Here is a 19,816-nt window from a genome sequence, read left to right as displayed (position 1 = left end):
GATGACCTCTCCGGGAGAGAACCGCCGGGGCGGCGGTCGTCGGCTGACGATCGCCGCCCTCGGCGCCCTGGCCGTCCTCGGGGCCCTGCTGGTGGGCTACACGCTGACCTCGCAGGTCGGGGAGCCTCCCCAGCCGGAGCTCCGCACCGCCGCGCAGGCTTCCGACGGCGGTGGCGACGCGCAGGCTTCCGACGACGGCGGCACCGTCCCCGGCCCGTCCGCCGAGGGCGCCGCCACCCCCACGGCGGCCGACGAACCGGCGGAGCCCACGGAGCCTGCTGAGCCAGCTGAGCCAGCTGAGCCAGCTGAGCCTGCCGAGCCCGAGGAGCCCCTCGCACCGGCACTGACCCGCTCCGAGCCGACCACCCTGCGGATCGACTCGCTGTCCCTCGAGGCCGAGGTGTTCCCCCTGGGCCTCGGCCCGGACGGCGCGCTGCTGGCCCCGAGCGGCGAACGGGCTCACGATCCAGCCTGGTTCGACGGTTCCCCGACGCCCGGCGAGGTCGGCCCGTCGGTGATCGAGGGGCACGTCACCTGGGGCGGCGACCCGTCGATCTTCTTCGAACTCGGCGCCCTGCGCAGCGGGGACCGCGTCGAGGTGGATCGTGAGGACGGCACCACGGCGACCTTCGAGGTCTACGACACGGCCCGCTTCGCGAAGGACGCCTTCCCCACCGTCGCCGTCTACGGTCGCACCGACGGTCCGGAGCTGCGGCTGATCACCTGTGGCGGCGAGCTCGATGACCAGGGCCATCACCTCGACAACACCGTCGTCTTCCTGCGCCTGATCGAGAACTGAGGATCCGATGCCCGAGTCCCCCGCCCCGCGGCACTGGCTGGGCCCGCTGCTGCTGCGCCTGCACTTCTATGCGGCGCTCCTGGTGGGTCCGTTCCTGCTGGTCTCCGCGGCGAGCGGGGCGCTGTACGCGGTGAGCCCGCAGGTGGAGCAGCTCGTCTACGCCGACGAGCTCGAGGCCCGCACGGAGGGGCCCGCGCTGCCGCTCGCGCAGCAGGTCGCCGCCGCACAGGAGCTTGTGGGCGAGGGTGCGCAGGTCTCCGCGGTCCGTCCCGCTCCCGAGCCCGGGGACACCACGCGGGTGATGTACGCGGACCCGTCTCTCGGGGAGAGCGAGTCGCGGGCGATCATGGTGGATCCGGCGACCGCGGAGATCCAGGGCGATCTCACCGTGTACGGCACCAGCGGGTCTCTGCCGCTGCGTTCGTGGATCGATCAGCTGCACCGGAACCTGCATCTGGGCGAGGCGGGACGGCTGTACAGCGAGCTCTCCGCCTCCTGGCTCGGGGTGATCGCGGTGGCCGGGCTGGGCCTGTGGGTGCGCCGGGCGCGCCGGTCCCGGCGGAAGCGCGACCTGTTGCGACCGGATCTGCACGCCCGCGGCTACCGCCGCACCCTGTCGCTGCACAGTTCCGTGGGCGTGTGGGTTCTGCTCGGGGCGCTGTTCCTGGGCGCGACGGGCATCACCTGGTCCAGGTACGGAGGCGGGAACGTGGGCGTGGTGCGGGAGGCGCTGGGGTTCACCACCGCCTCGGTGAGCACCGAGCTTCCCGAGAGCGAGCAGGCTGTCGAGGGCGAGGAGCCCGCCAGCGAGGAGGCGGGGCACGGCGAGCACGGCGAGCACGGCGGCCATGGAGCTGCCGCTCCCGCAGCGGAGCAGAAGGGACCGTCCGGAGGGATCGAGGCGATCGACGACGTGCTGGCCGCCGGCCGCGCCGATGTCATCGACACCGGCCGGATCGAGATCCGACCCCCGGCCGATGCCGGCTCCGCCTGGGTCATCGAGGAGATCCAGCGCTCCTACCCCACGAAGGTGGACGCGGTGGCGGTGGACGGGGAGAGCCTCGAGGTGGTGGACCGCTACGTCTTCGCCGAGGCCGACATCGCCTCGAAGCTGACCCGCTGGGGCATCGACCTGCACATGGGGGTCCTCTTCGGGGTGGTGAACCAGCTGGTGCTGTTCGCGATCGCCTCGGCCCTGGTGGCGATGATCGTGTGGGGCTACATGATGTGGTGGCAGCGCCGCCCCACGCGAGGTGGGGCGGGGGTGGGTCGCCCACCCCACCGCGGAGCGCTGCGCCGAGCGCCCTGGTGGGGCGTGGCGCTGGTGCTGCTGACCGCGGGGGCAGCGGGCCTGCTGCTGCCCCTGGTGGGGGCCAGCCTGGTGGTGTTCGTGGTGCTCGATGCCGTGGTGGGGAGAGTGCGGGCGGGACGCTGAGACCCTCCGTGGCGGTCCCGGCGGGCTCCCTGCCCGACGGGACCGCCCATCTCCCGGTGGTGACTCCTGATCAGACCCTGCTGGGCTCCTCCTCGGCGCCCTGCGGATCCGGTGCCGGAGCCGGCTTCGGAGAGGTGGAGGCGCGGCGGCCGCGGCCCGCCCGACGGGGCAGCTTCTCGACGAGGGTGCGCGAGAGCCGGTTCTCGGTGAGGGCGGTGCGCAGCCAGGCCACGATCGCGATCCAGGTCGCGCCGGAGACCAGCACGGCGTCGGCCGAGGCCATGATGCCCGAGAAGAACGGCAGACCCATGATCACGGCGATGCTGAGGTGCATTCCGAGCAGGACCACCAGCGCGATGCGACGGGTGACCTTGTGGAACAGCAGGAACGGGAAGGCGATCTGCGCGAGCACGGTCACGTAGGTCGCGATGACCACGGGGAACGCCCAGTGGGTCAGCAGATCTGCCAGCGGGGGGAAGGCCCCGTAGGCCACGGACTGCAGCGGGTAGTACACGGCCGTGCCGTTCTGCCACAGGGTCCCCTGGACCTTGTAGAGCCCGGCCTCCAGGTACACCGTGCAGATCTGCGCGACCACCAGGCACAGCCCGATGTTGTGCAGCACGGAGCCGGTCTGGGTCTCCTCGCGACCGGAGCGGGCGCGGCGGCGGGAGTCCAGGGACCAGCGCCGCGAGACGTCGATCAGGATCAGGTACAGGAGCATGATCCGGATGAAGTAGTTGCCGCCGTCGGAGACCGGCGTGTTCTGCCCGTTCAGCGTCGTGTAGGCGATGAACAGCAGCGGGGTGACGAACCGGGTGCGCCATCCGAGCAGGAACGCGACGACCAGTGCGATCGTGACCAGGTACCAGAGCCAGAACAGGCCGGGGCCGGCGTTCTGCAGGGCGTTGAACGGGGCGTTGTAGCCGAGGATCTCGCGGTACGGCTGCCAGTAGGCGGAACCCGGACCCCAGATGCGGGAGGCGATCGGGAGGTTCAGCAGCAGCCAGCCCAGCAGGAAGCTGCCGGAGGCGATGCGCATGACGGCCAGACCGTAGTCGGCGTGGCGGTCCGCGATGAACCAGGTGACGATGCGGCCCAGCAGCTGCGAGGGCAGGTGGCGCTGGGCCGTGACCCAGCTGCGGATCGGGGTGGAGGCGCTCATGACCAGGCCGCCTTCACGTCGTCGTCGAACTCCATGGCCGGGCGCCAGCCGATCGTGGTCCACTGCTGCGCCGGCTCCTCCGGCGGATCGTGCCGTTCGTCGAAGGCGGGCACGGCCTCGCGCAGCATCCGCACCTCGACCAGGGTGACGCTGTCGCCGTACTCCTCCTGCAGGGTCAGGGTCGCGAGGCCCACGGCCGCGTCCTCGAGCCGCTGGTAGGTGCGCAGGTTGTTGAGCTGATCGGAGGCGATGCCCTCCCCTGCTTCCGGGGAGTAGAGGTCCACGCCGAAGACGGGATCGCCGTCGATGTGGTTCGCGGCGGCCTGTTTCCGCTGCTCGTCGGTGAGCTTGTTCGCGGCGGGCCAGAGCCTCCCGTGGACGACCTTCGACTGGCGCGATTCACGGTTCGCGAAGATGTTGTACTGCACCGCTTCCGCCTCGTCCGCGGTGATGTTGCGCCACGGCGTGAACTCGGCGCCGGCATCGGCGCCGCCCGCGCAGACGTCGAACTCGCTGATGCAGGCACGCACGAGCATGTATTCGTCCTGCGAGTAGGGCCCCGGGGCGAAGAGGTTCCAGCCCTGGTCGAGCGGCCCGAGGAAGTAGCGGTTCAGCGCCGGCTGCAGTGCGGCGCGAAGAGGGGTGTCGGGGCCCGTGTAGGCGAGGGTGGCGCCGATGTGGCCGGCAGCGAGGAGGCCGACGGTCGCCAGGACCACGGCGGGCAGTCGGCGAATTCGGGTCGAGGCCATGGTGCAGATCCGTTCTGGGGGCTTCGAGTGGGTGCGGAGGAGAGGGGCGGAGGAGAGAGGGGCGATGGCCGCCGGGCACGGCACCGAGGTGCCGGCCCGACGGCCATCATCTGTTGTTCCGGGTCACTCAGGACGCGGAACGGCGGGACAGGAAGATCCCTGCGGCGCCGCCGACGAGCAGCAGGGCGGCGAGCCCCACCATCGCAGCGGTGCCGGCAGCACCGGTCTGGGCGAGGAAGCCCGAACCGGAGGAGCTGCCCGAACCGGAGCCGGACGAACCGGAGCCGGAGCCGGTACCGGCGGAACCGTTACCGGTCGAGCCGGAGCCGTTGCCCCCGGGGTTGGCCGAGACGTTGTCGGACGAGTTGTCCGAGGTGTTGTCGCCGGCGTTGGCACCGGTGTTCGCGCCGGTGTTGTCACCGGTGTTATCTGCCGTGTTGTCATCGGAACCGGCGATCACGGTGAGATCCGCGGTGGCGGACTCCCCGGTCTCAGCGGTGGCCTCGACCGTGTAATCGCCCACGACGGAACCCTCGGGCACGACGAGGTCGACGGTGAATGCGCCGTCCTCATCGGTGGTGACGCTCACCGGATCGCCGACGGGGTTGCCCGACGGATCGATCAGCTGAACCTCGACCTCGGTGTTCGGCGGGAAGCCCTCGCCGGTCACCGTGGTGGAGTCACCGGGCTCGACGGTCGACGGGTCGACCGAGACAGCCGGGTCCTCAGCGGTGGCGTTGTCGCCGGCGTTGTCAGCGGTGTTCTCCGAGGTGTTCACGTCGGTGTTCTCCGCGGTGTTCACCTCAGCATTGGCCTCAGTGTTCACGTCGGTGTTCTCCGCCGTGTTCACGTCAGTGTTGACCTCGGTGTTCACGTCGGTGTTCTCCGCCGTGTTCACGTCAGTGTTGACCTCGGTGTTCGCGTCGGTGTTCTCCGCCGTGTTCACCTCGGTGTTCGCGCCGGTGTTGTCCGCCGTGTTCTCTGCGGTGTTGTCCGAAGAACCCGCGACGACCACGGTGAACGTCTCCGAGTCGGCGAGCTTCGGGTCCTCGTTGTCGATCAAGGTGACCACATAGTCGCCGATCTCGAGATCAGCAGTGTCGATCCGGAAGGTCGCCTCGCCGTTCTCATCGACGTCGACGGTTCCGATCGGCTCACCCGGCACGGTGATCGCCCGGAGGAGAGTGGCGAGCGGCTCGACGTTCGCGAGAACCGGGCCATCGATCGGTCGGAGGTACGCCTCGGCCGTCCCGCTCGGGGTGTAGCCGGTGCCGGAGACGAGGACGGTGTCCTCGCCCTGAACAGCACGCTTGGGCGTCACGGTGATCTCTGCGACCGCCGTGTTGTCCGCGGTGTTGTCACCTGTGTTCTCAGCGGTGTTGACCTCGGTGTTGACGTCGGTGTTCTCGGCAGCATTGTCTGCCGTGTTCACGTCGGTGTTGACCTCGGTGTTGTCCGCCGCGTTCACCTCAGTGTTGTCAGCAGTGTTCACCTCGGTGTTCACGTCGGTGTTCTCGGCAGCATTGTCTGCCGTGTTCACGTCGGTGTTGACCTCGGTGTTGTCCGCCGCGTTCACCTCAGTGTTGTCAGCAGTGTTCACCTCGGTGTTCACGTCGGTGTTCTCGGCAGCATTGTCTGCCGTGTTCACGTCGGTGTTGACCTCGGTGTTGTCCGCCGCGTTCACCTCAGTGTTGTCAGCAGTGTTCACCTCGGTGTTCACGTCGGTGTTCTCGGCAGCATTGTCTGCCGTGTTCACGTCGGTGTTGACCTCGGTGTTGTCCGCCGCGTTCACCTCAGTGTTGTCAGCAGTGTTCACCTCGGTGTTCACGTCGGTGTTCTCGGCAGCGTTGTCTGCCGTGTTCACGTCGGTGTTGACCTCGGTGTTGTCCGCCGCGTTCACCTCAGTGTTGTCAGCAGTGTTCACCTCGGTGTTGACATCCGTGTTCTCGGCAGCGTTGTCCGCCGTGTTCACGTCCGTGTTGACCTCGGTGTTGTCCGCCGCGTTCACCTCAGTGTTGTCAGCAGTGTTCACCTCGGTGTTCACGTCGGTGTTCTCGGCAGCATTGTCCGCCGTGTTCACGTCCGTGTTGACCTCGGTGTTGTCCGCCGCGTTCACCTCAGTGTTGTCAGCAGTGTTCACCTCGGTGTTCACGTCAGTGTTCTCGGCAGCGTTATCTGCCGTGTTCACGTCCGTGTTGACCTCGGTGTTGTCCGCCGCGTTCACCTCAGTGTTGTCAGCAGTGTTCACCTCGGTGTTCACGTCAGTGTTCTCGGCAGCGTTGTCCGCCGTGTTGACATCCGTGTTGACATCCGTGTTCTCAGCAGCGTTATCTGCCGTGTTCACATCGGTGTTGACGTCGGTGTTCTCAGCAGCGTTGTCCGCCGTGTTCACATCCGTGTTGACGTCCGTGTTCTCAGCGGTGTTGACCTCGGTGTTCACGTCCGTGTTGTCAGCCGTATTGTCGGCCTGGTTGTCACCGATGACGGCGAGAGGCGTGGTCGCCGACTCACCGCTCTCGGCCACAGCCTCGATCACGTAGTCCTCGCCCTCCGGGGTACCGGCGGGCACGGGGAGCTCCGTGGTGAAGTTGCCATCAGAGTCGGTCGTGACCGTGACCGGGTCACCGATGGGGTTGCCATCGGCATCCTGGAGCTGCACGGTCACCTCGGAGTCGGCCGGGAAGTCGGTGCCGGTCACCGTGGTGCTGTCGCCAGCGGGCACGCGATCGGGATCCGCGGTGATGGCCGGTGCATTGACCACCTGCAGCGGGGCCGAAGCGGTCTCACCGCCGGTCGCGGCGCCGACGACCGAGAACTCGCCGGCCTCGGTGCCCTCGGGCACCGTGAGGTCGGTGGTGAACGCGCCGGTGTCGTCCGTGGTGACGGAGACGGGATCGCCGACGGGGTTGCCGTCAGCGTCGGTCAGCTGCACCGAGACCTCGGTGTTCGCCGGGTAGGCCTCACCGGTGACGGTGGTGGTGTCACCATCGGTGACGGTGCCGGGATCCACGGCGATCGTCGGATCGACGACCTCGTCGGCCGCGCGCACCGTGGAGGAGGCGAGGTCGACGTTCACGGCCGCGAGGTTCGGCAGCAGCTCGAGGCTGAGCGCGTTCACGGTGAACGACTCCGCGCCGAGGTAGCCGGGCGACGGCTGCTCGTTGATCGTCACGGAGACGACCTCGGAGAGCACGCCATCCAGAACCGGGTCGAGGGTGGTGAGCACCGGGTTGATGAGACCGTCGAGGGTCTCGGTCAGGCCGGTGGTCGTGGTGTCCACGAGCCCGCCCACGACGCCCTGGAGCGGCGCGATCAGCACGGTCTGGATGACCGGCTCGACAGCGCTGAGCAGGGTGCCGATCGGGATGATCCCGAGCAGGTTGCCGTCGATGCTGACGGTCGGCTGGCCGTCGGCGGTGCCGGCGAGCTGACCGATGGTCGTCTCGACGACGATGTCCACAGTGGCCGCGGGGAGACCGAGGGTCGACACCCGCGCAGGCAGCTCGATGGTGAGGCCGACGTTGTTGAAGACGTCGTCGATCAGCACCTGACCGGCGCGGTCGGACACGGTGCCGAGCGCCTCGGTCACCGCGCCGGTGATGAGTCCGATCGTGGTCGCGTCCAGCAGCTCGGTGTTGGCGGGCAGCCCGTTCAGACCATCCGCTCCTCCCAGCTGCTGCAGGTCGACCTCGATGGTGCCATCCGCCAGGTTGATGGACACCAGGCCGTTGGCATCGGTCAGCGGCTCCACGAGGAGAGAGTCGCTCGCCTCGGCGAGCGCGGCATCGAGACCGGTGACGCCGATGGTTCCGCCACCGCCCTGCACCCGGACGAGGCCGACGTTCAGATCGAGCGAGGCGTTCTGTGCGACGGTTCCGAGGACCCCATCCGCCCCCACCGCCGAGTTCAGGGTGGTGCCCACTCCCGTCACCGCGGAATCCAGCTCGGTGGAGAGTTCGGCGACCAGCGGCGAGCTGATCACGAGCTTGCCGTCGGCGACCACGTACTCGGAGGAGACCGTGCCGGCCTCTTCCGTGGCCGTGGAGCCGAGGGCGCCGAGCTCGAGCGAGAGCTCATCGACGATCTGGTCCGTGAGCCCGTCCACGCCGGCCTGCTCGAGCAGCGTGGTGAGGTCGACGCGGGCGCTGCCGTAGGTTCCGTTGGCGATGCCGTCGAGGTCGAGGGCCCCGCCCTCGCCCACTGCTCCGGCGCTCGCGGTGGAGTTCAGGGCATCCGGCGAGGAGGCGAAGCTCGAGACTGCGCCGACCTGACCGAGATGCAGCAGGCCGACGTTGTTCTCGTCGCCGATCAGCGGCAGCGTGGTCGTGCCGAGATCCAGCGCCACGGAATCGTTGATGACGCCGACGTTCAGCGGGTTGGCGTTCGGCCCCGCATCGCTCGGGAAGCCCGACTGGCTGGTGCCGGCGTCCGCGAGATCGAGGCTGAGCACATCGGCGTTGATGACGCGCCCGAGGCCTTCGGACTGGTCGCTCTCCGCGGCGTGCACTGCAGGCAGGCCGAGAAGGGTGAGGCTCGCCGTGGCGAACGACGCGACGACACCCTTGAGCAAGGGTGATCGCCGCCGTCTCGTCGCGGGCGGTGGGTTCTGCTGGTGTACCACATTCGCTCCTTCGTCAAGTGGGGGGGAGGGGCCCCGCTCACGAACGCCCGAGGGGAAGGGCGGCGCAGTGGACGGGAGTCACAGAGGTGACCTCCACCAGTTTTTCAGGAGATGAACAATAAGGGGCAGTTACTCCGCCGGAACAAGCAGTTCGTTGCAAGAAAGTTACGCCCGAAAACCCCCGCCCGACCCGTTCTCGCGCCTTCGTGGGAATACTCGGGGGTAACTTGCAGAATCGCGAACCCTCTGATCTTGCACGACGGTGCGCCGCATGCATCGGTGCAGGTTGCACCAGGATCATCGGGCGTCGGACCAGCCCACCTCGACGCCCTGGTGACTAAAGCACCTAAATCTGGACAATGCACCCTCATGGACCAAAAAGGGCTAATCGGACATTGTGTCGCGCGGGACGGCGCGGAAACACCGCGGCACTTCGGATTTGTGCGCCACCAGAGGTCTTCGCTCGACGACGAATACGTCATTCGACGCTCGGGGCGACCGGTCCCGACGACCGTCGCCGATTCGAACGGCGCAGCGCTCCCCCGAGCGCGGTCAGCACGATGGCCGCGGCCGCTGGAGGGAGGGCCGCCATGGCGCCGGTGGCCACCGGCCCGCCGCCGGAGCGCCTCCTCCCGGACCGGCCGGGGCCAGCTCCGTCCCGGAGAGCGCCTAGAAGCAGTCCTCGACGGCCGTGGCCCGGGAGACGACGTGGGTCGGGTTCGCGGCGCCGGCCTCGACCGCGGGATCGGCGAAGGCGGCAAGGGTGACCGCGGCGCCGGCTCCGGGAGCAAGCCCGCCGGCGAGGAGCGCGCTGATCCGTCGGCCGCGGGAGGACACTGCGCCGGACCCTGACATGACCACTCCGTATCGACACCTATGAGACTGTTCCCTCGCAGGTTATAGCGTTCCGTAGCAGGTACTGACGTTCTTCGGAAAACGGTCCGCTTTGTCCGCATTCGGCCTCCGACGGCCGATGGAGACGGCCGCCGCCCCGGAGGGTCCTAGAGGTTGCGGCAGGTGCCTCCGATGCCGGCGAGCAGGCCCGCGTTGCTGGCGACGGAGGCCGACCTCGACACCCACTGGCCGTTCACGACGGTGATCGCGATCTCGAGCTCCGAGCCCAGCCCGAGCAGACCGCCCAGGAGGTTGGTGGGGACTTCGGTGCGGTAGGTGCCGTCGGCCAGCTGCTGGGTGTTCCCCTGCACGGAGAATCCCGTCAGCGGGGCGAGCACGGAACCGAGCCCGCTGGTCGAGGCCAGCACCCGGACGTCCGCGAGGGAGTACCCCGGGGGCAGGGCCCAGAAGATGCGCACCCGCGCCCCGAGGCCGATCACCCCGGGGCTGTACTCGCACGCTCGGGTGAGGGCGGGAGCGGGGACCTCTCCGGCCCGGAAGGTCGCCGAGGCCTGCTCGGTGTCCCACCAGTCCGCGAGGCTCGAGGTGGCTCCTGCCCCGAGCACGAGCCCGGCGGCGAGCAGCACGCGCAGCCGCACGGACCACCGCCGCTGCGGAGCTCGACGACGAAGGGTGTCACGCATCGGCAGCACCCCCTCGTCGACGGCCCGTTGCGAACGGGCTCAGATCACCACGAACCGCGAGCCGGCGCAAGGGCGATCGCTATGCTCGCCGTGCACCCCGCACGCCGACGAGGAGGCGAACGATGGCCGCCAAGAAGCTCACCACGCTCGGCCCGAAGGGCAAGGGCGCACTGGACACCGCGAAGTGGGCGCTGCCGCTGCTGGTCGCGGCGGGCCGATGGGTCTCGGCGAACCCCGAGATCCTCGAGAAGGCCAAGCAGCAGATCACCCAGCTGACGAAGGCCCGCACCGGCACCCCGGAGGGCGTGCTCGAGACGATCACGGTGCTGCGAGGCAACGTCGACTACCTGACCGCCTCCGCGGACGATGAGGCAGAGGTGAAGCAGGCGCGGGACTGGGAGCGCCAGCTCGCCCGCTGCGAGCAGGCCGCGCTGCTGCTGAAGGCACCCGGCGCCCCCGGCAAGGAGCGCAGGGCGCTGAAGAAGAGGATCGGCGCGCTGCGCTCGGAGATCGTCGCCGCGTTCATCGCGGAGCAGGGCGAGGATGCGGTGGAGGGGGACGCGCGCCGGAGGTGATCGGTTTTTCGATCGACGATGTTCTCGTAGTGTTCAGATCACGGAGTCACGTCCTACCCGATCCTGAGGAGCTCCCCCGTGCAGGTCCCCGGCTCACTGTCCGCACGACTCGACCGCGTCCGCTCCCCTGTCGGCGGGACTGCGTCGAAGCAGCTGTACTTCGCGGGGTTCATGCTCTCCTTCACGGCGCTGATCGCGCTCTCCCACATCGAGCTGGTGATCGCGGCGCCGTACCTGTTCGCCCTGGGCATCCTGGTGCTCGCGACCGTACTTGCGATGACGATCCGCTGGGAGGCGCTCCCCGCCTCCTGGGGAGCGGTGGTCCCGGTGATGGACATCGTGGCCGTTGCCGTCACCCGGGACCTCATGCGCGACTACGCCGTCGCAGTCTCCTTGTTGACTCTTATCCCGGTCGTCTGGCTGGCGGCCCGGTTGCGCTCCGCCGGTGTGCTCATCGGCACCGCCAGCGTCACCCTGCTGGTCACCGTCCCGGCGCTGGTTCGCACGGAGCTCATCGATTCGCTGACGATCGCGAACTCGCTGCTGCTGCCGTTCACCGTGCTGCAGATCGGACTGCTGATCACGGGCGGGCTGGCGCTGCTGGACGGCCGGAACGACCAACTGGCTCAGGGGCTCAGGGAGAAGGCCGCGCTGCTCGAAGCCGCCGACACCTCGGAGCAGCTGCTGACCAGCATCATCGACAGTGTGGACGTCGGGATCGTGGTGGTGGACCGTGATGGTCACGACGTGCTGATGAACCGGACCCAGCGTCGGATCCACGAGCTCTGCACCCCGGAGGGCGTCGCGGATCCGGACGAGGGTCTCCTGCTGCTGCGGTATCCCGGAACCTCAACCGCGATCCCGACGGAGCAGCGGCCCGTGCGACGGGCGGTGCTGGGGGAGACCTTCTCCAACTACATCGTCACCGCCGGACCCCCCGGGCGCGGAGCCTCTTTCTCCGCCTCGGCGCGTCAGATCCTCGACCATCGCGGAGTCCGCTCGGGAGCGGTGGTGGTGTTCTCGGACGTCAGCTCCTACATCGAGACCGTCCGTTCGCAGGAGCGGTTCGTCGCTGCGGTGTCCCATGAGCTGCGGACCCCGCTGACCTCGGTGATCGGGTATCTCGAGCTGGCCCGGGACGATCGTGACCTCTCGGTGGAAGCAACCTCGCATCTGGAGGTGGCGAGCCGCAATGCGGAGCAGCTGCTGCTGATCGTGCAGGACCTGCTCTCCGACCAGGTTTCGCGCTCGGGTACCCAGCAGCTGACGCTGCGCCCCGACCGGCTCTCCGAGATCGCGCGAGATTGTGCGGAGAGCGTCGCCCCGCAGGCTCAGGACGCAGGGATCGAGATCGAGCAGGACCTTCGGGAGACGCCGGAGCTTCCGCTGGACGCGCACCGGATGCGCCAGGCGGTCGCCAACCTGCTCTCCAACGCCCTGAAGTACACCCCGCGCGAGGGCCGTGTCTCGGTGCACACCGGAGTGCGCAGCAACCATGTCGAGCTCACCGTCGTCGACTCCGGAGTCGGGATGTCCGCCAAGGAGCAGACCGAGCTGTTCACCGAGTACTACCGCACTCCGACCGCACGGGAGAGCGCGATCGCCGGCCACGGCATCGGGCTGTCCCTCACCCGCAGGATCGTGGTGGCGCACAACGGGCAGATCTCGGTGCGCTCGATCCTCGGCGAGGGCTCCACCTTCACCATCCGCTTCCCGCTGGAATCCCATGCGGAGGGGGCCGACGATCCCGGGCAGAGGGACTCCCCGACGACATAGACACCACGGGGCACGAAGGCCGCAGGCGCGGGAACTGTGCCGCACACCGCGGATCCACGTGCCTCCGGGCCGTATGTGCAGCATTCTCGGATCGCTACGATCGTCCGGAGACGACCATGAGGAAGTGAGCACGACCATGAGAACTGCAGTGACGGTCGTCCTGGCCGTGTTCTACGCCCTCCTGGCCGTGGTGGCCTTCGGGGTCTCCGGGGTGTTCGGCACCCTCGGCGAGTCCCTGTGGCGCGATGTCGCGGTGGCGCTGCTGACCGCGGTCGCCGCCTGCGCGCTCACCTACGTGTCGCTGCTGCTGCTGACCTTCCTGCGCGAGGTGCGCCGCCCGCGCAATTCCCCCGGTGATCCTGCTGAGCTCGAGTGGCACGTGCTGGTGCCCTGCCGCGACGAGGAGAACGTGATCGCCGAGACCGTCTCCGCAGCCCGCTCCTCGTTCCCCGCGATGCACGTCTGGGTGATCGACGACGCGAGCGAGGACGCGACTGCGGCGGTCGTGCGGGACCTGATGGTGTTCGACGACCGCGTGCACCTGATCTCGCGCATCGCGCCGGAGGCCCGGACCGGGAAGGGCGATGCTCTCAACGCCGCCTACCGGATCGTCTCGGAGCATGTGGACGGGGATGAGGCCACGCGTCATCGCGCGATTGTCGGGGTGCTGGACGCGGACGGCTTCCTCTCCGACAATGCGCTGCCGATGCTGGCCGGGCCCGAGTCCTTCGGGGACGAGTCGATCGGTGCGGTGCAGCTCGAGGTGTGGATGAAGAATCGCGGGGACCGCCGGCCGCGTCCGGACGACGGACGGCTTCGCAATGCGGTCGGTCGAGCGCTGGTGCGGATGCAGGATCTGGAGTTCCGCACCACCAACTCGGCGATGCAGGTGCTGCGTGTGCGTACAGGCACCGTGGGCATGGGCGGGAACGGTCAGTTCACCCGGCTCTCGGTGCTGGACACCCTCACCGAGGAGCACGGCAAGCCGTGGGGGAAGAAGCTCTCCGAGGACTACGAGCTGGGGCTGAACATCCTGCACCAGGGGATGCGCAACCACTACGTGCGCGAGGCCCATGTGTCCCAGGAGGCGCTGCCCTTCACTCGTCGGTTGATCACCCAGCGGACCCGCTGGGCGCAGGGGAACATGGAGTGCGCCTCCGCCCTGCCCGGGCTGCGACGCAGCGGTCATCTGAGCGCGGCCGGGCTGCTGGAGATCCACTACTTCATGCTGCAGCCGCTGATCATGATGCTGAACCTCGTGCTGATACCGCTGCTGCTGATCCTGGGCCTGACGGAGGATCCCGGCGGGTTCTGGTCCGCGAGCTCCCTGGCGACGATCGTCGCCACCGGACTGTTCTTCCTGGTGCTGCCCTACGCCGTGTGGGGGCTGGTATATCACCGGGTGACCGATGGGGAGGTGTCCTGGCCGCTCGCGGTGGGGCTGGGGCTGTGCAACCTCGTGTACGTGTACCTGACCTACGTGTACTACCTGCGAGCCGCCTGGCGGGCGCTGTCAGGCAGCACCGGCTGGGCGAAGACGCGACGCAACGCCGACGGCCGCTCGTCGGCTCCGGTCATTCTCGACGCGGCGCTGGAGGCGCTGCCGCTGATGCGCCTGGAGGAGCTCGAGGAGCTCTCCGCCGAGCTCGAGGGACGTTCCGATCTGGGGATCGACTTCGTGGCCGGCTGGGCCATCATGTGGCCCACCCGGGCCTCACGGCTCGAGCGGGCGGTCGCCGCTGAGGATCCGTCGGCGATCCGCGACGCGATCGGCAGCCTCCGGGTGTCCTCGGCGATGGTGGGAGCGGCGCGCCTCGAGCAGGCCTCCATCGGTCTGGAACAGGCCGTGGCGCGGGATGCTCTGGAGGAGTGCCGCGACCGGCTGCCGGTGGTCCTCGCGATCGGTCGGGAGACGGTGGACATGCTGCGCAAGGAGGTGTCGGTGCGCCGCGCCCTGCTGGACACCCCGCGTCAGGCGGAGCCGGCCGTGACCGAGTCCCGGATGGTCACCGTTCCCCGCTCGTGACGGGTCGCTCGATGATCTCGGCGAGCTGCTCGCGCAACCGGCGGGGGCGGAACGGCTTGGTCAGGTATTCGTCGGCACCCGCCTCGAGACCGAGCCGGGCATCGGACTCCTCGGGCCGGGCGCTGAGCATCACGATGTGCCCGCCCACCTGGGGGCGCGCACGGCGCACCACCTCGTAGCCCTCGATGTCGGACAGGCCCACGTCCACCAGCAGGAGGTCCGGGGACTGCGCCTCGAGCGCCTCCAGCCCGTCGGCACCGTTGGCCGCGGCGGAGACGCGGTACCCGGCCTGGCCGAGCACCACCTCCAGCAGCCGACGGATGTCGTCGTCGTCCTCGATCACCAGTGCCGTGGCCATCCCGGTTCCCCTTCTTCCCGTGTACGCGGTGGTTCCTGTCAGGTGTCAGCGTATCGAGTCGGGTACGACGCGCGATCCCCGCGCAGACCTCTGTTCCGCACCGATCTCCTGCGAACTCGGCCCGCCGCACCTCCCGGGCGGGGCGCCGTGGACTACACCACGCCCCAGTGGAACTCCCCGGTGACCGACCTCCAGCTCGGCATCCCCGATATGGCGCACGAGGCAGGCCGGGACGACGCGCCCGACCAAGCGACCTCCAGAGTCGGCGACAGCGAGAAGAGGTTACGGCTGTCCAGCTGAGAGATCGGTGCGACCTCGCGCTACTCCCCCACCACCACGAGCGATGAGTTCGAACGATGCACCACCAACGGCGCAGGACCTTCGTTGTGCACGCTCGTCGAGACACGCACTGTCTCGCCGCATGGCTGCCTCGGCACGGTCTCGTCAAGCTCGAGCGACAGCACCCGATGGTGACGGTAGAGGTCGATGTGGTCCGCTTCTCCGGACAGCGTCCCGAGGTTCTGGCAGACGGTGCCGCTGTCGTCCACGAGGTCGGCTCTCAGCGTGGTGGTCACGGTGCTGCCGTTCTTGTCGAGGGCGTTCGGTGAGCACCAGGCGCGGCCGTCCTCGCGGGAGCCGTTCACGATGGTGCAGGTGGTCAGGTGGAGGCTGGTCAGCGCGTGCAGGTCGTCCCCGCCGCCCTGGTCCGGCGGGAGGTCGGTGCTCATGACCGTCTCCTCGGCGCCGGCGGCGATCGTGCGGGGCAGTCCCTTCTCGTCGGAGGCCTGCGCCTCGCCGTCGACGGGCGTCGCGTTCCAGGTGGCGTCGATGTCGAACGAGGTGCCGTTCGAGGCGACGTCGTCATACGGGGCCGACGCCTTGATGCTGCAGTCGATCGCGCCGTCCTCGGGCACCGAGATGAGGCCCTGATTGCTGTAGGTCGTCGTCTCACCGGTGAGCATGTTCTGGGTTCCGCCGACGGAGATGCCGGGGCCGCCGGCCTGCGGGGAGCAGCTCAGCGTCACGCCCAGGTACATGGAGCGACCGCCGCTGCCCTCGGGCTTCACGCTCTGGAGATCCATGGAGACCAGGTACTCGGTGCCCGCCGTCGCCCAGAAGGTGCCGGGGGCGAAGCGGGTCTTCTCGGGGACGGTGAGGGTGGTGTCATCCACGCGGGAGTAGGGGGCCGAGGGGTACGGCGGCGCCGTGGTGGTCGCTGCGGCCGACGAGGCGGGAGCGGCATGGCGGTCGGCGCCGCCCTGTCCACGGAGGGCAAGGATGCCCAGAAGGACGACGAGCACCAGGAGCAGGATCGCGCCGGTGAGGAGCCAGGGGCGGCGGTGCGGAGCCGGGGTGTCGACGTCGGTCATCGCAGTCCTTCGAAAGTCCTGTGCGCAGGGTCATCACCACACGCCGTCCACCACCGTACCGGTCGGTCGCCGCTCTAGACTGAGCGCGATCTCGCCCCCAGCCCGGAGGTTCCCCGTGCCCGACCCGCAGACGTCCCGCCTCGACACCCTGAGGAAGGGGCTGTGGCACCTCCGCCACGGCGGCATCGCCGAATTCCGGCAGTGGTGGAGCCGCCAGGAGTCCCGCCGCGCGAAGCCGTCGGCGCTCGCGAACGCCGGAGACTTCGCGACCCTGAGGAAGGGGCTGTGGCACCTCCGCCACGGCGGCATCGCCGAATTCCGCCTGTGGTGGAGTCGCCAGGAATCGCGACGGGCGAAGCCGTCCGCGCTCTCGAACACTCCTGGCGCATCGGCCACGGGGTCCGTTGCAGTGCGCAACTCCGATCTGGCACGGAACGGCTTCCCCCTTCCTGAGATGCGCAGCGAGCCCGAGTACGAACCTCGCCCGGACCACGTTCTCTACCTGCTGCACAACGCCCTCCCCAACCACTCGGGCGGCTACGCCACCCGCACCCACGGCCTGCTCACGGAGCTGGGTCGCATCGGCTGGGACGTGGACGGCGTGACCCGGCTGGGCTATCCCTATGACATGCCGAAGATGGCGGACGTCCCCGAGCTCCCGGCCAGCGAGGTGGTGGGCGAGGTGGACTACCACCACCTGCTCACCGGGCGGCAGATCGAGAAGAAGAACCCGATGCACGACTACGTGGCGCGGTACACCGACGCGCTGCTGCCGCTGGCCCGCGCGGAGCGTCCTGCGATCCTGCACGGCGCCTCGAACCACTGGAACGGCCTGGCCGCCGTGCAGACCGGCCGCCTGCTCGGCATCCCGTCGGTGTACGAGGTGCGCGGTCTCTGGGAGGTCACCCGCGGGTCTCGCGACCCCGAGTGGGGCCGCAGCGACCAGTACCGGTACATCGCCCGCATGGAGGCCGACGCCGCCCGCGGCGCCACGAAGGTCCTCGCCATCACGCAGGCGCTGAAGACCGAGTTGGTGGAGCGCGGCGTGGACGAGGCCAAGATCGTGCTCGTTCCCAACGGCGTGGACACCGAGCGCTTCACGCCGCTCCCCCGTGACGAGGAGCTCGCCGCACAGCTGGGCGTGGCCGGGAAGACCGTCATCGGGTACGTGGGAACGATCGTGGACTACGAGGGGCTGGACCTGCTGCTCGAATCCGCGGCCACGCTGAAGCGCAGTCGCGAGGACTTCCACGTGCTGATCATCGGCGACGGCGCCAAGCTCGAGGAGCTGCAGTCGAGCGCGACCTCTCAGGGTCTGGATGACGTGGTCACCTTCACCGGCCGCGTCCCGCACGAGGAGGTGGAACGGTACTACTCGATCATCGACGTGACGCCGTTCCCGCGCCTGCCGCTGCCGGTGTGCGAGATGGTCTCCCCGCTGAAGCCCTTCGAGGCGATGGCGATGGGCAAGGCGGTCATCGCCTCGGACGTCGCCGCGCTCGCGGAGATCGTGACCCCGGGCAGGAACGGCCTGCTGCACGCCAAGGGCAGCGCCGACTCGCTCACCGGGCAGCTGGAGCTGCTGCTGGATGACCACGAACTCGCTGCCCGGCTGGGCGGCCAGGCACGCGACTGGGTGGTGGCCGAACGGGACTGGCGTCAGCTCGCGGCGACCGTCGCCGAGGTGTATGCGGAGATCGTGGAGTGACGCTCGACCTCGAGGCCGCTCGGCGGCAGACGCTCGTCACGTCCGTGAACCCGGACGAGATCAAGAAGCTGCTCTCCGGCGTGCTACACATGTCTCCCCACCCCCGGTGGACTCTGCCGGAGGAACCCACCTGGCTGGAGGACCCTTTCGAGGATCGCAACTGGCGGTTCCAGTACCACATGCTGCGCTGGCTCGATCCGCTGCGCCGAGCGGCGGCGCACGGCGACGATCGGGCCTACGCGATGTGGTCGCGGTGGATCCATGACTGGGTGGAGAAGAACCCTCCCAGCGCGCCCACGACCTCCTGGGCATGGACCGACATGTCGGACGGCATCCGTGCCCAGCAGCTGTGCTCCGCATCGACACTGCTCGCCGAGCGCGACCCCGAGCAGCTCGAGTGGCTCGAGCGGACGATCCGCGTCCATGCAGAGCACCTGGCGGATCCCGCGAACATGGGCAACGCCAACCACGCGCTCCACCAGCAGGAGTCCCTCTTCATGTGCGGTCGTGTGCTCAAGGACGAGCGGCTCTGGCAGCTCGCTTCTCGCCGGATGAGCACGCTGCTCATGGAGCAGTACGACGAGCAGGGGGTGAACGCCGAGGGCGCCACGGCCTACCATTACAACAACTTCCTGTGGTGGGAACGGGCCCTGCGCCGCTTCGATCTGGAGAACTTGCCCCGCCCTGACGGCACCGACCGGCACCTCCAGGCGCCGGAGGAGATCGCGCATGCCACCCGGCCCGATGGGACGCTCGTCCCCATCGGGGACACCGATGTGCAGAACCCGAAGCAGGTCCAGAGTCCGTTCGTCGCCTACGTGACGACGAACGGACGCGAGGGCACAGCCCCCAAGGACCTGGTGAAGGTCTACGACGCGGGCTACGTCTTCGGGCGCTCCGGCTGGGGTACGCGTCAGCGGCCGTTCGCCGAGCAGACCTTCTACTCTCTCCGATTCGGCCCCTCGCGGCGAGTGCATGGACACCCTGACGGCTCCTCACTCACGTACTCCGCAGGCGGAGTCCACTGGGTGGTCGATCCCGGCAAATACCAGTACGGGCGCGGCACTGCTCGAGACCATTTCGTCTCCCGCGCCGCGCACTCGCTGCTGTCGATCGATGGCAGGACAGCGTTCAAAGAGCCCTACACGGAGCTGACCCACCGCTCGATCACCTCGCGGGCCCACGAGTTCGTGGTCGAGGATCTGAGCTACGACGGCATCGAGATCACTCGCCGAGTCATCTTCTCGACACGCGGCGAGTACCTGGTCGTCCTCGACCACGCCGCCTCGAAGCGCCAGATCACCGGCGTGCAGCGATGGCAGCTGGGGACCTCGGTCGACGCTGAGATCCAGGGGAACACGGTCGCCCTCACCTCAGGTGATCGTTCGGGCGTGCTGTGGTTCGATGACGGGCCCACGGAGATCTCGACGATCACCGCACAGGATGACCCGTTCGACGGATACATCTCGACGGGCTGGAAGCAGATGGCTCCAGCCACCGCCGTCCTCGCCGAACGGCGGGGCACGGCGCTGACCTTCGTCACCGTGCTCAGCGCGGGGTCGATGACGCCACCGACCGTCCAGCAGGTGCCGGTAGCGGTGCCGGGCCGGATCGTGCTGGATGTGACGATCAACGGCACCACCGAGCGGATCCTCTTGTCGCCGACCGCCGTCTCGTTCCCTGCGATCTGACCGCATAC

At 68.8% G+C, this 19,816-nt stretch carries 14 protein-coding genes; 7 read left to right on the top strand and 7 right to left on the bottom strand.

Features of this window, described 5'->3' with window-relative positions; all coding sequences use genetic code 11:
- Position 1: 1 nt before the first annotated feature.
- Together CFK41_RS02565 and CFK41_RS02560 are read left to right on the top strand one after the other, a co-directional pair.
- Positions 2-799, top strand: a complete 798-nt coding sequence (locus CFK41_RS02565) for a class F sortase (RefSeq protein WP_096798263.1) — start codon at positions 2-4, stop codon at positions 797-799.
- Between the two features lie 7 nt (positions 800-806).
- Complete coding sequence (locus CFK41_RS02560; RefSeq protein WP_096798262.1) at positions 807-2,234, top strand: PepSY-associated TM helix domain-containing protein; 1,428 nt, start codon at positions 807-809, stop codon at positions 2,232-2,234.
- A gap of 70 nt (positions 2,235-2,304) precedes the next feature.
- Here the strand turns inward: CFK41_RS02560 and CFK41_RS02555 are convergent, their stop codons facing one another.
- The 5 genes from CFK41_RS02555 to CFK41_RS02535 all read right to left on the bottom strand — a co-directional run bounded on the left by CFK41_RS02555 (position 2,305) and on the right by CFK41_RS02535 (position 10,304).
- Positions 2,305-3,396 carry an HTTM domain-containing protein gene (locus tag CFK41_RS02555; protein ID WP_096798261.1) on the bottom strand — a complete coding sequence of 364 codons (1,092 nt, stop codon included), beginning with the start codon at positions 3,394-3,396 and terminating at the stop codon, positions 2,305-2,307.
- A complete protein-coding gene (locus CFK41_RS02550) occupies positions 3,393-4,145 on the bottom strand; it encodes a DUF5819 family protein (protein WP_096798260.1) in 753 nt (250 codons plus the stop codon). The genes CFK41_RS02555 and CFK41_RS02550 overlap by 4 nt, the downstream gene beginning before the upstream one ends.
- A gap of 127 nt (positions 4,146-4,272) precedes the next feature.
- On the bottom strand, positions 4,273-8,715 hold the full coding sequence (locus tag CFK41_RS17690) for a choice-of-anchor G family protein (protein WP_169928777.1): 4,443 nt from the start codon (positions 8,713-8,715) through the stop codon (positions 4,273-4,275).
- Positions 8,716-9,435: 720 nt separating this feature from the next.
- Positions 9,436-9,621, bottom strand: a complete 186-nt coding sequence (locus CFK41_RS02540) for a hypothetical protein (protein ID WP_096798259.1) — start codon at positions 9,619-9,621, stop codon at positions 9,436-9,438.
- Positions 9,622-9,767: 146 nt separating this feature from the next.
- A complete protein-coding gene (locus CFK41_RS02535; RefSeq protein ID WP_151904648.1) occupies positions 9,768-10,304 on the bottom strand; it encodes a SipW-dependent-type signal peptide-containing protein in 537 nt (178 codons plus the stop codon).
- Between the two features lie 122 nt (positions 10,305-10,426).
- On the opposite strand from CFK41_RS02535, the gene CFK41_RS02530 reads away from it, so the two are divergent.
- From CFK41_RS02530 to CFK41_RS02520, 3 genes are all read left to right on the top strand, one after another.
- Positions 10,427-10,879 carry a hypothetical protein gene (locus tag CFK41_RS02530; protein ID WP_096798257.1) on the top strand — a complete coding sequence of 151 codons (453 nt, stop codon included), beginning with the start codon at positions 10,427-10,429 and terminating at the stop codon, positions 10,877-10,879.
- A gap of 78 nt (positions 10,880-10,957) precedes the next feature.
- A complete protein-coding gene (locus CFK41_RS02525) occupies positions 10,958-12,655 on the top strand; it encodes a PAS domain-containing sensor histidine kinase (RefSeq protein WP_151904647.1) in 1,698 nt (565 codons plus the stop codon).
- A gap of 136 nt (positions 12,656-12,791) precedes the next feature.
- Positions 12,792-14,681, top strand: coding sequence for a glycosyltransferase (locus CFK41_RS02520; protein WP_096798255.1), 1,890 nt, complete (start codon positions 12,792-12,794; stop codon positions 14,679-14,681).
- Here the strand turns inward: CFK41_RS02520 and CFK41_RS02515 are convergent.
- Positions 14,662-15,039: a response regulator transcription factor gene (locus CFK41_RS02515; protein WP_096798254.1), complete on the bottom strand. Its 378-nt coding sequence runs from the start codon at positions 15,037-15,039 to the stop codon at positions 14,662-14,664. The genes CFK41_RS02520 and CFK41_RS02515 overlap by 20 nt on opposite strands.
- Positions 15,040-15,359: 320 nt before the next feature.
- Entirely contained in the window at positions 15,360-16,409 is a 1,050-nt protein-coding gene (locus CFK41_RS02510) for a hypothetical protein (protein ID WP_151904646.1), read from the bottom strand.
- A gap of 115 nt (positions 16,410-16,524) precedes the next feature.
- Here CFK41_RS02510 and CFK41_RS02505 point away from each other — a divergent pair, with 115 nt between their 5' ends.
- Both CFK41_RS02505 and CFK41_RS02500 read left to right on the top strand, forming a co-directional pair.
- Positions 16,525-18,117 (top strand): glycosyltransferase, encoded by a 1,593-nt coding sequence (locus CFK41_RS02505; protein WP_169928776.1) that lies wholly within the window; start codon positions 16,525-16,527, stop codon positions 18,115-18,117.
- The gene (locus CFK41_RS02500) at positions 18,114-19,808 is read left to right on the top strand and encodes a heparinase II/III domain-containing protein (protein WP_096798251.1); all 1,695 of its coding nucleotides are present in this window, start codon (positions 18,114-18,116) and stop codon (positions 19,806-19,808) included. The genes CFK41_RS02505 and CFK41_RS02500 overlap by 4 nt, the downstream gene beginning before the upstream one ends.
- The last annotated feature ends 8 nt before the right edge of the window (positions 19,809-19,816 follow it).

The organism is Brachybacterium ginsengisoli, from assembly GCF_002407065.1.
Classification (GTDB): domain Bacteria; phylum Actinomycetota; class Actinomycetes; order Actinomycetales; family Dermabacteraceae; genus Brachybacterium; species Brachybacterium ginsengisoli.
This window is presented reverse-complemented; position numbering and strand designations above follow the sequence as displayed.

What these genes read in the sequence shown, in the direction of transcription:
- CFK41_RS02565 (WP_096798263.1), top strand. Translation starts at nt 2, where the DNA reads ATGACCTCTCCGGGAGAGAACCGCCGGGGCGGCGGTCGTCGGCTGACG.
- CFK41_RS02560 (WP_096798262.1), top strand. Translation starts at nt 807, where the DNA reads ATGCCCGAGTCCCCCGCCCCGCGGCACTGGCTGGGCCCGCTGCTGCTG.
- CFK41_RS02555 (WP_096798261.1), bottom strand. Translation starts at nt 3,396, where the DNA reads ATGAGCGCCTCCACCCCGATCCGCAGCTGGGTCACGGCCCAGCGCCAC.
- CFK41_RS02550 (WP_096798260.1), bottom strand. Translation starts at nt 4,145, where the DNA reads ATGGCCTCGACCCGAATTCGCCGACTGCCCGCCGTGGTCCTGGCGACC.
- CFK41_RS02540 (WP_096798259.1), bottom strand. Translation starts at nt 9,621, where the DNA reads ATGTCAGGGTCCGGCGCAGTGTCCTCCCGCGGCCGACGGATCAGCGCG.
- CFK41_RS02535 (WP_151904648.1), bottom strand. Translation starts at nt 10,304, where the DNA reads ATGCGTGACACCCTTCGTCGTCGAGCTCCGCAGCGGCGGTGGTCCGTG.
- CFK41_RS02530 (WP_096798257.1), top strand. Translation starts at nt 10,427, where the DNA reads ATGGCCGCCAAGAAGCTCACCACGCTCGGCCCGAAGGGCAAGGGCGCA.
- CFK41_RS02520 (WP_096798255.1), top strand. Translation starts at nt 12,792, where the DNA reads ATGAGAACTGCAGTGACGGTCGTCCTGGCCGTGTTCTACGCCCTCCTG.
- CFK41_RS02515 (WP_096798254.1), bottom strand. Translation starts at nt 15,039, where the DNA reads ATGGCCACGGCACTGGTGATCGAGGACGACGACGACATCCGTCGGCTG.
- CFK41_RS02510 (WP_151904646.1), bottom strand. Translation starts at nt 16,409, where the DNA reads ATGACCGACGTCGACACCCCGGCTCCGCACCGCCGCCCCTGGCTCCTC.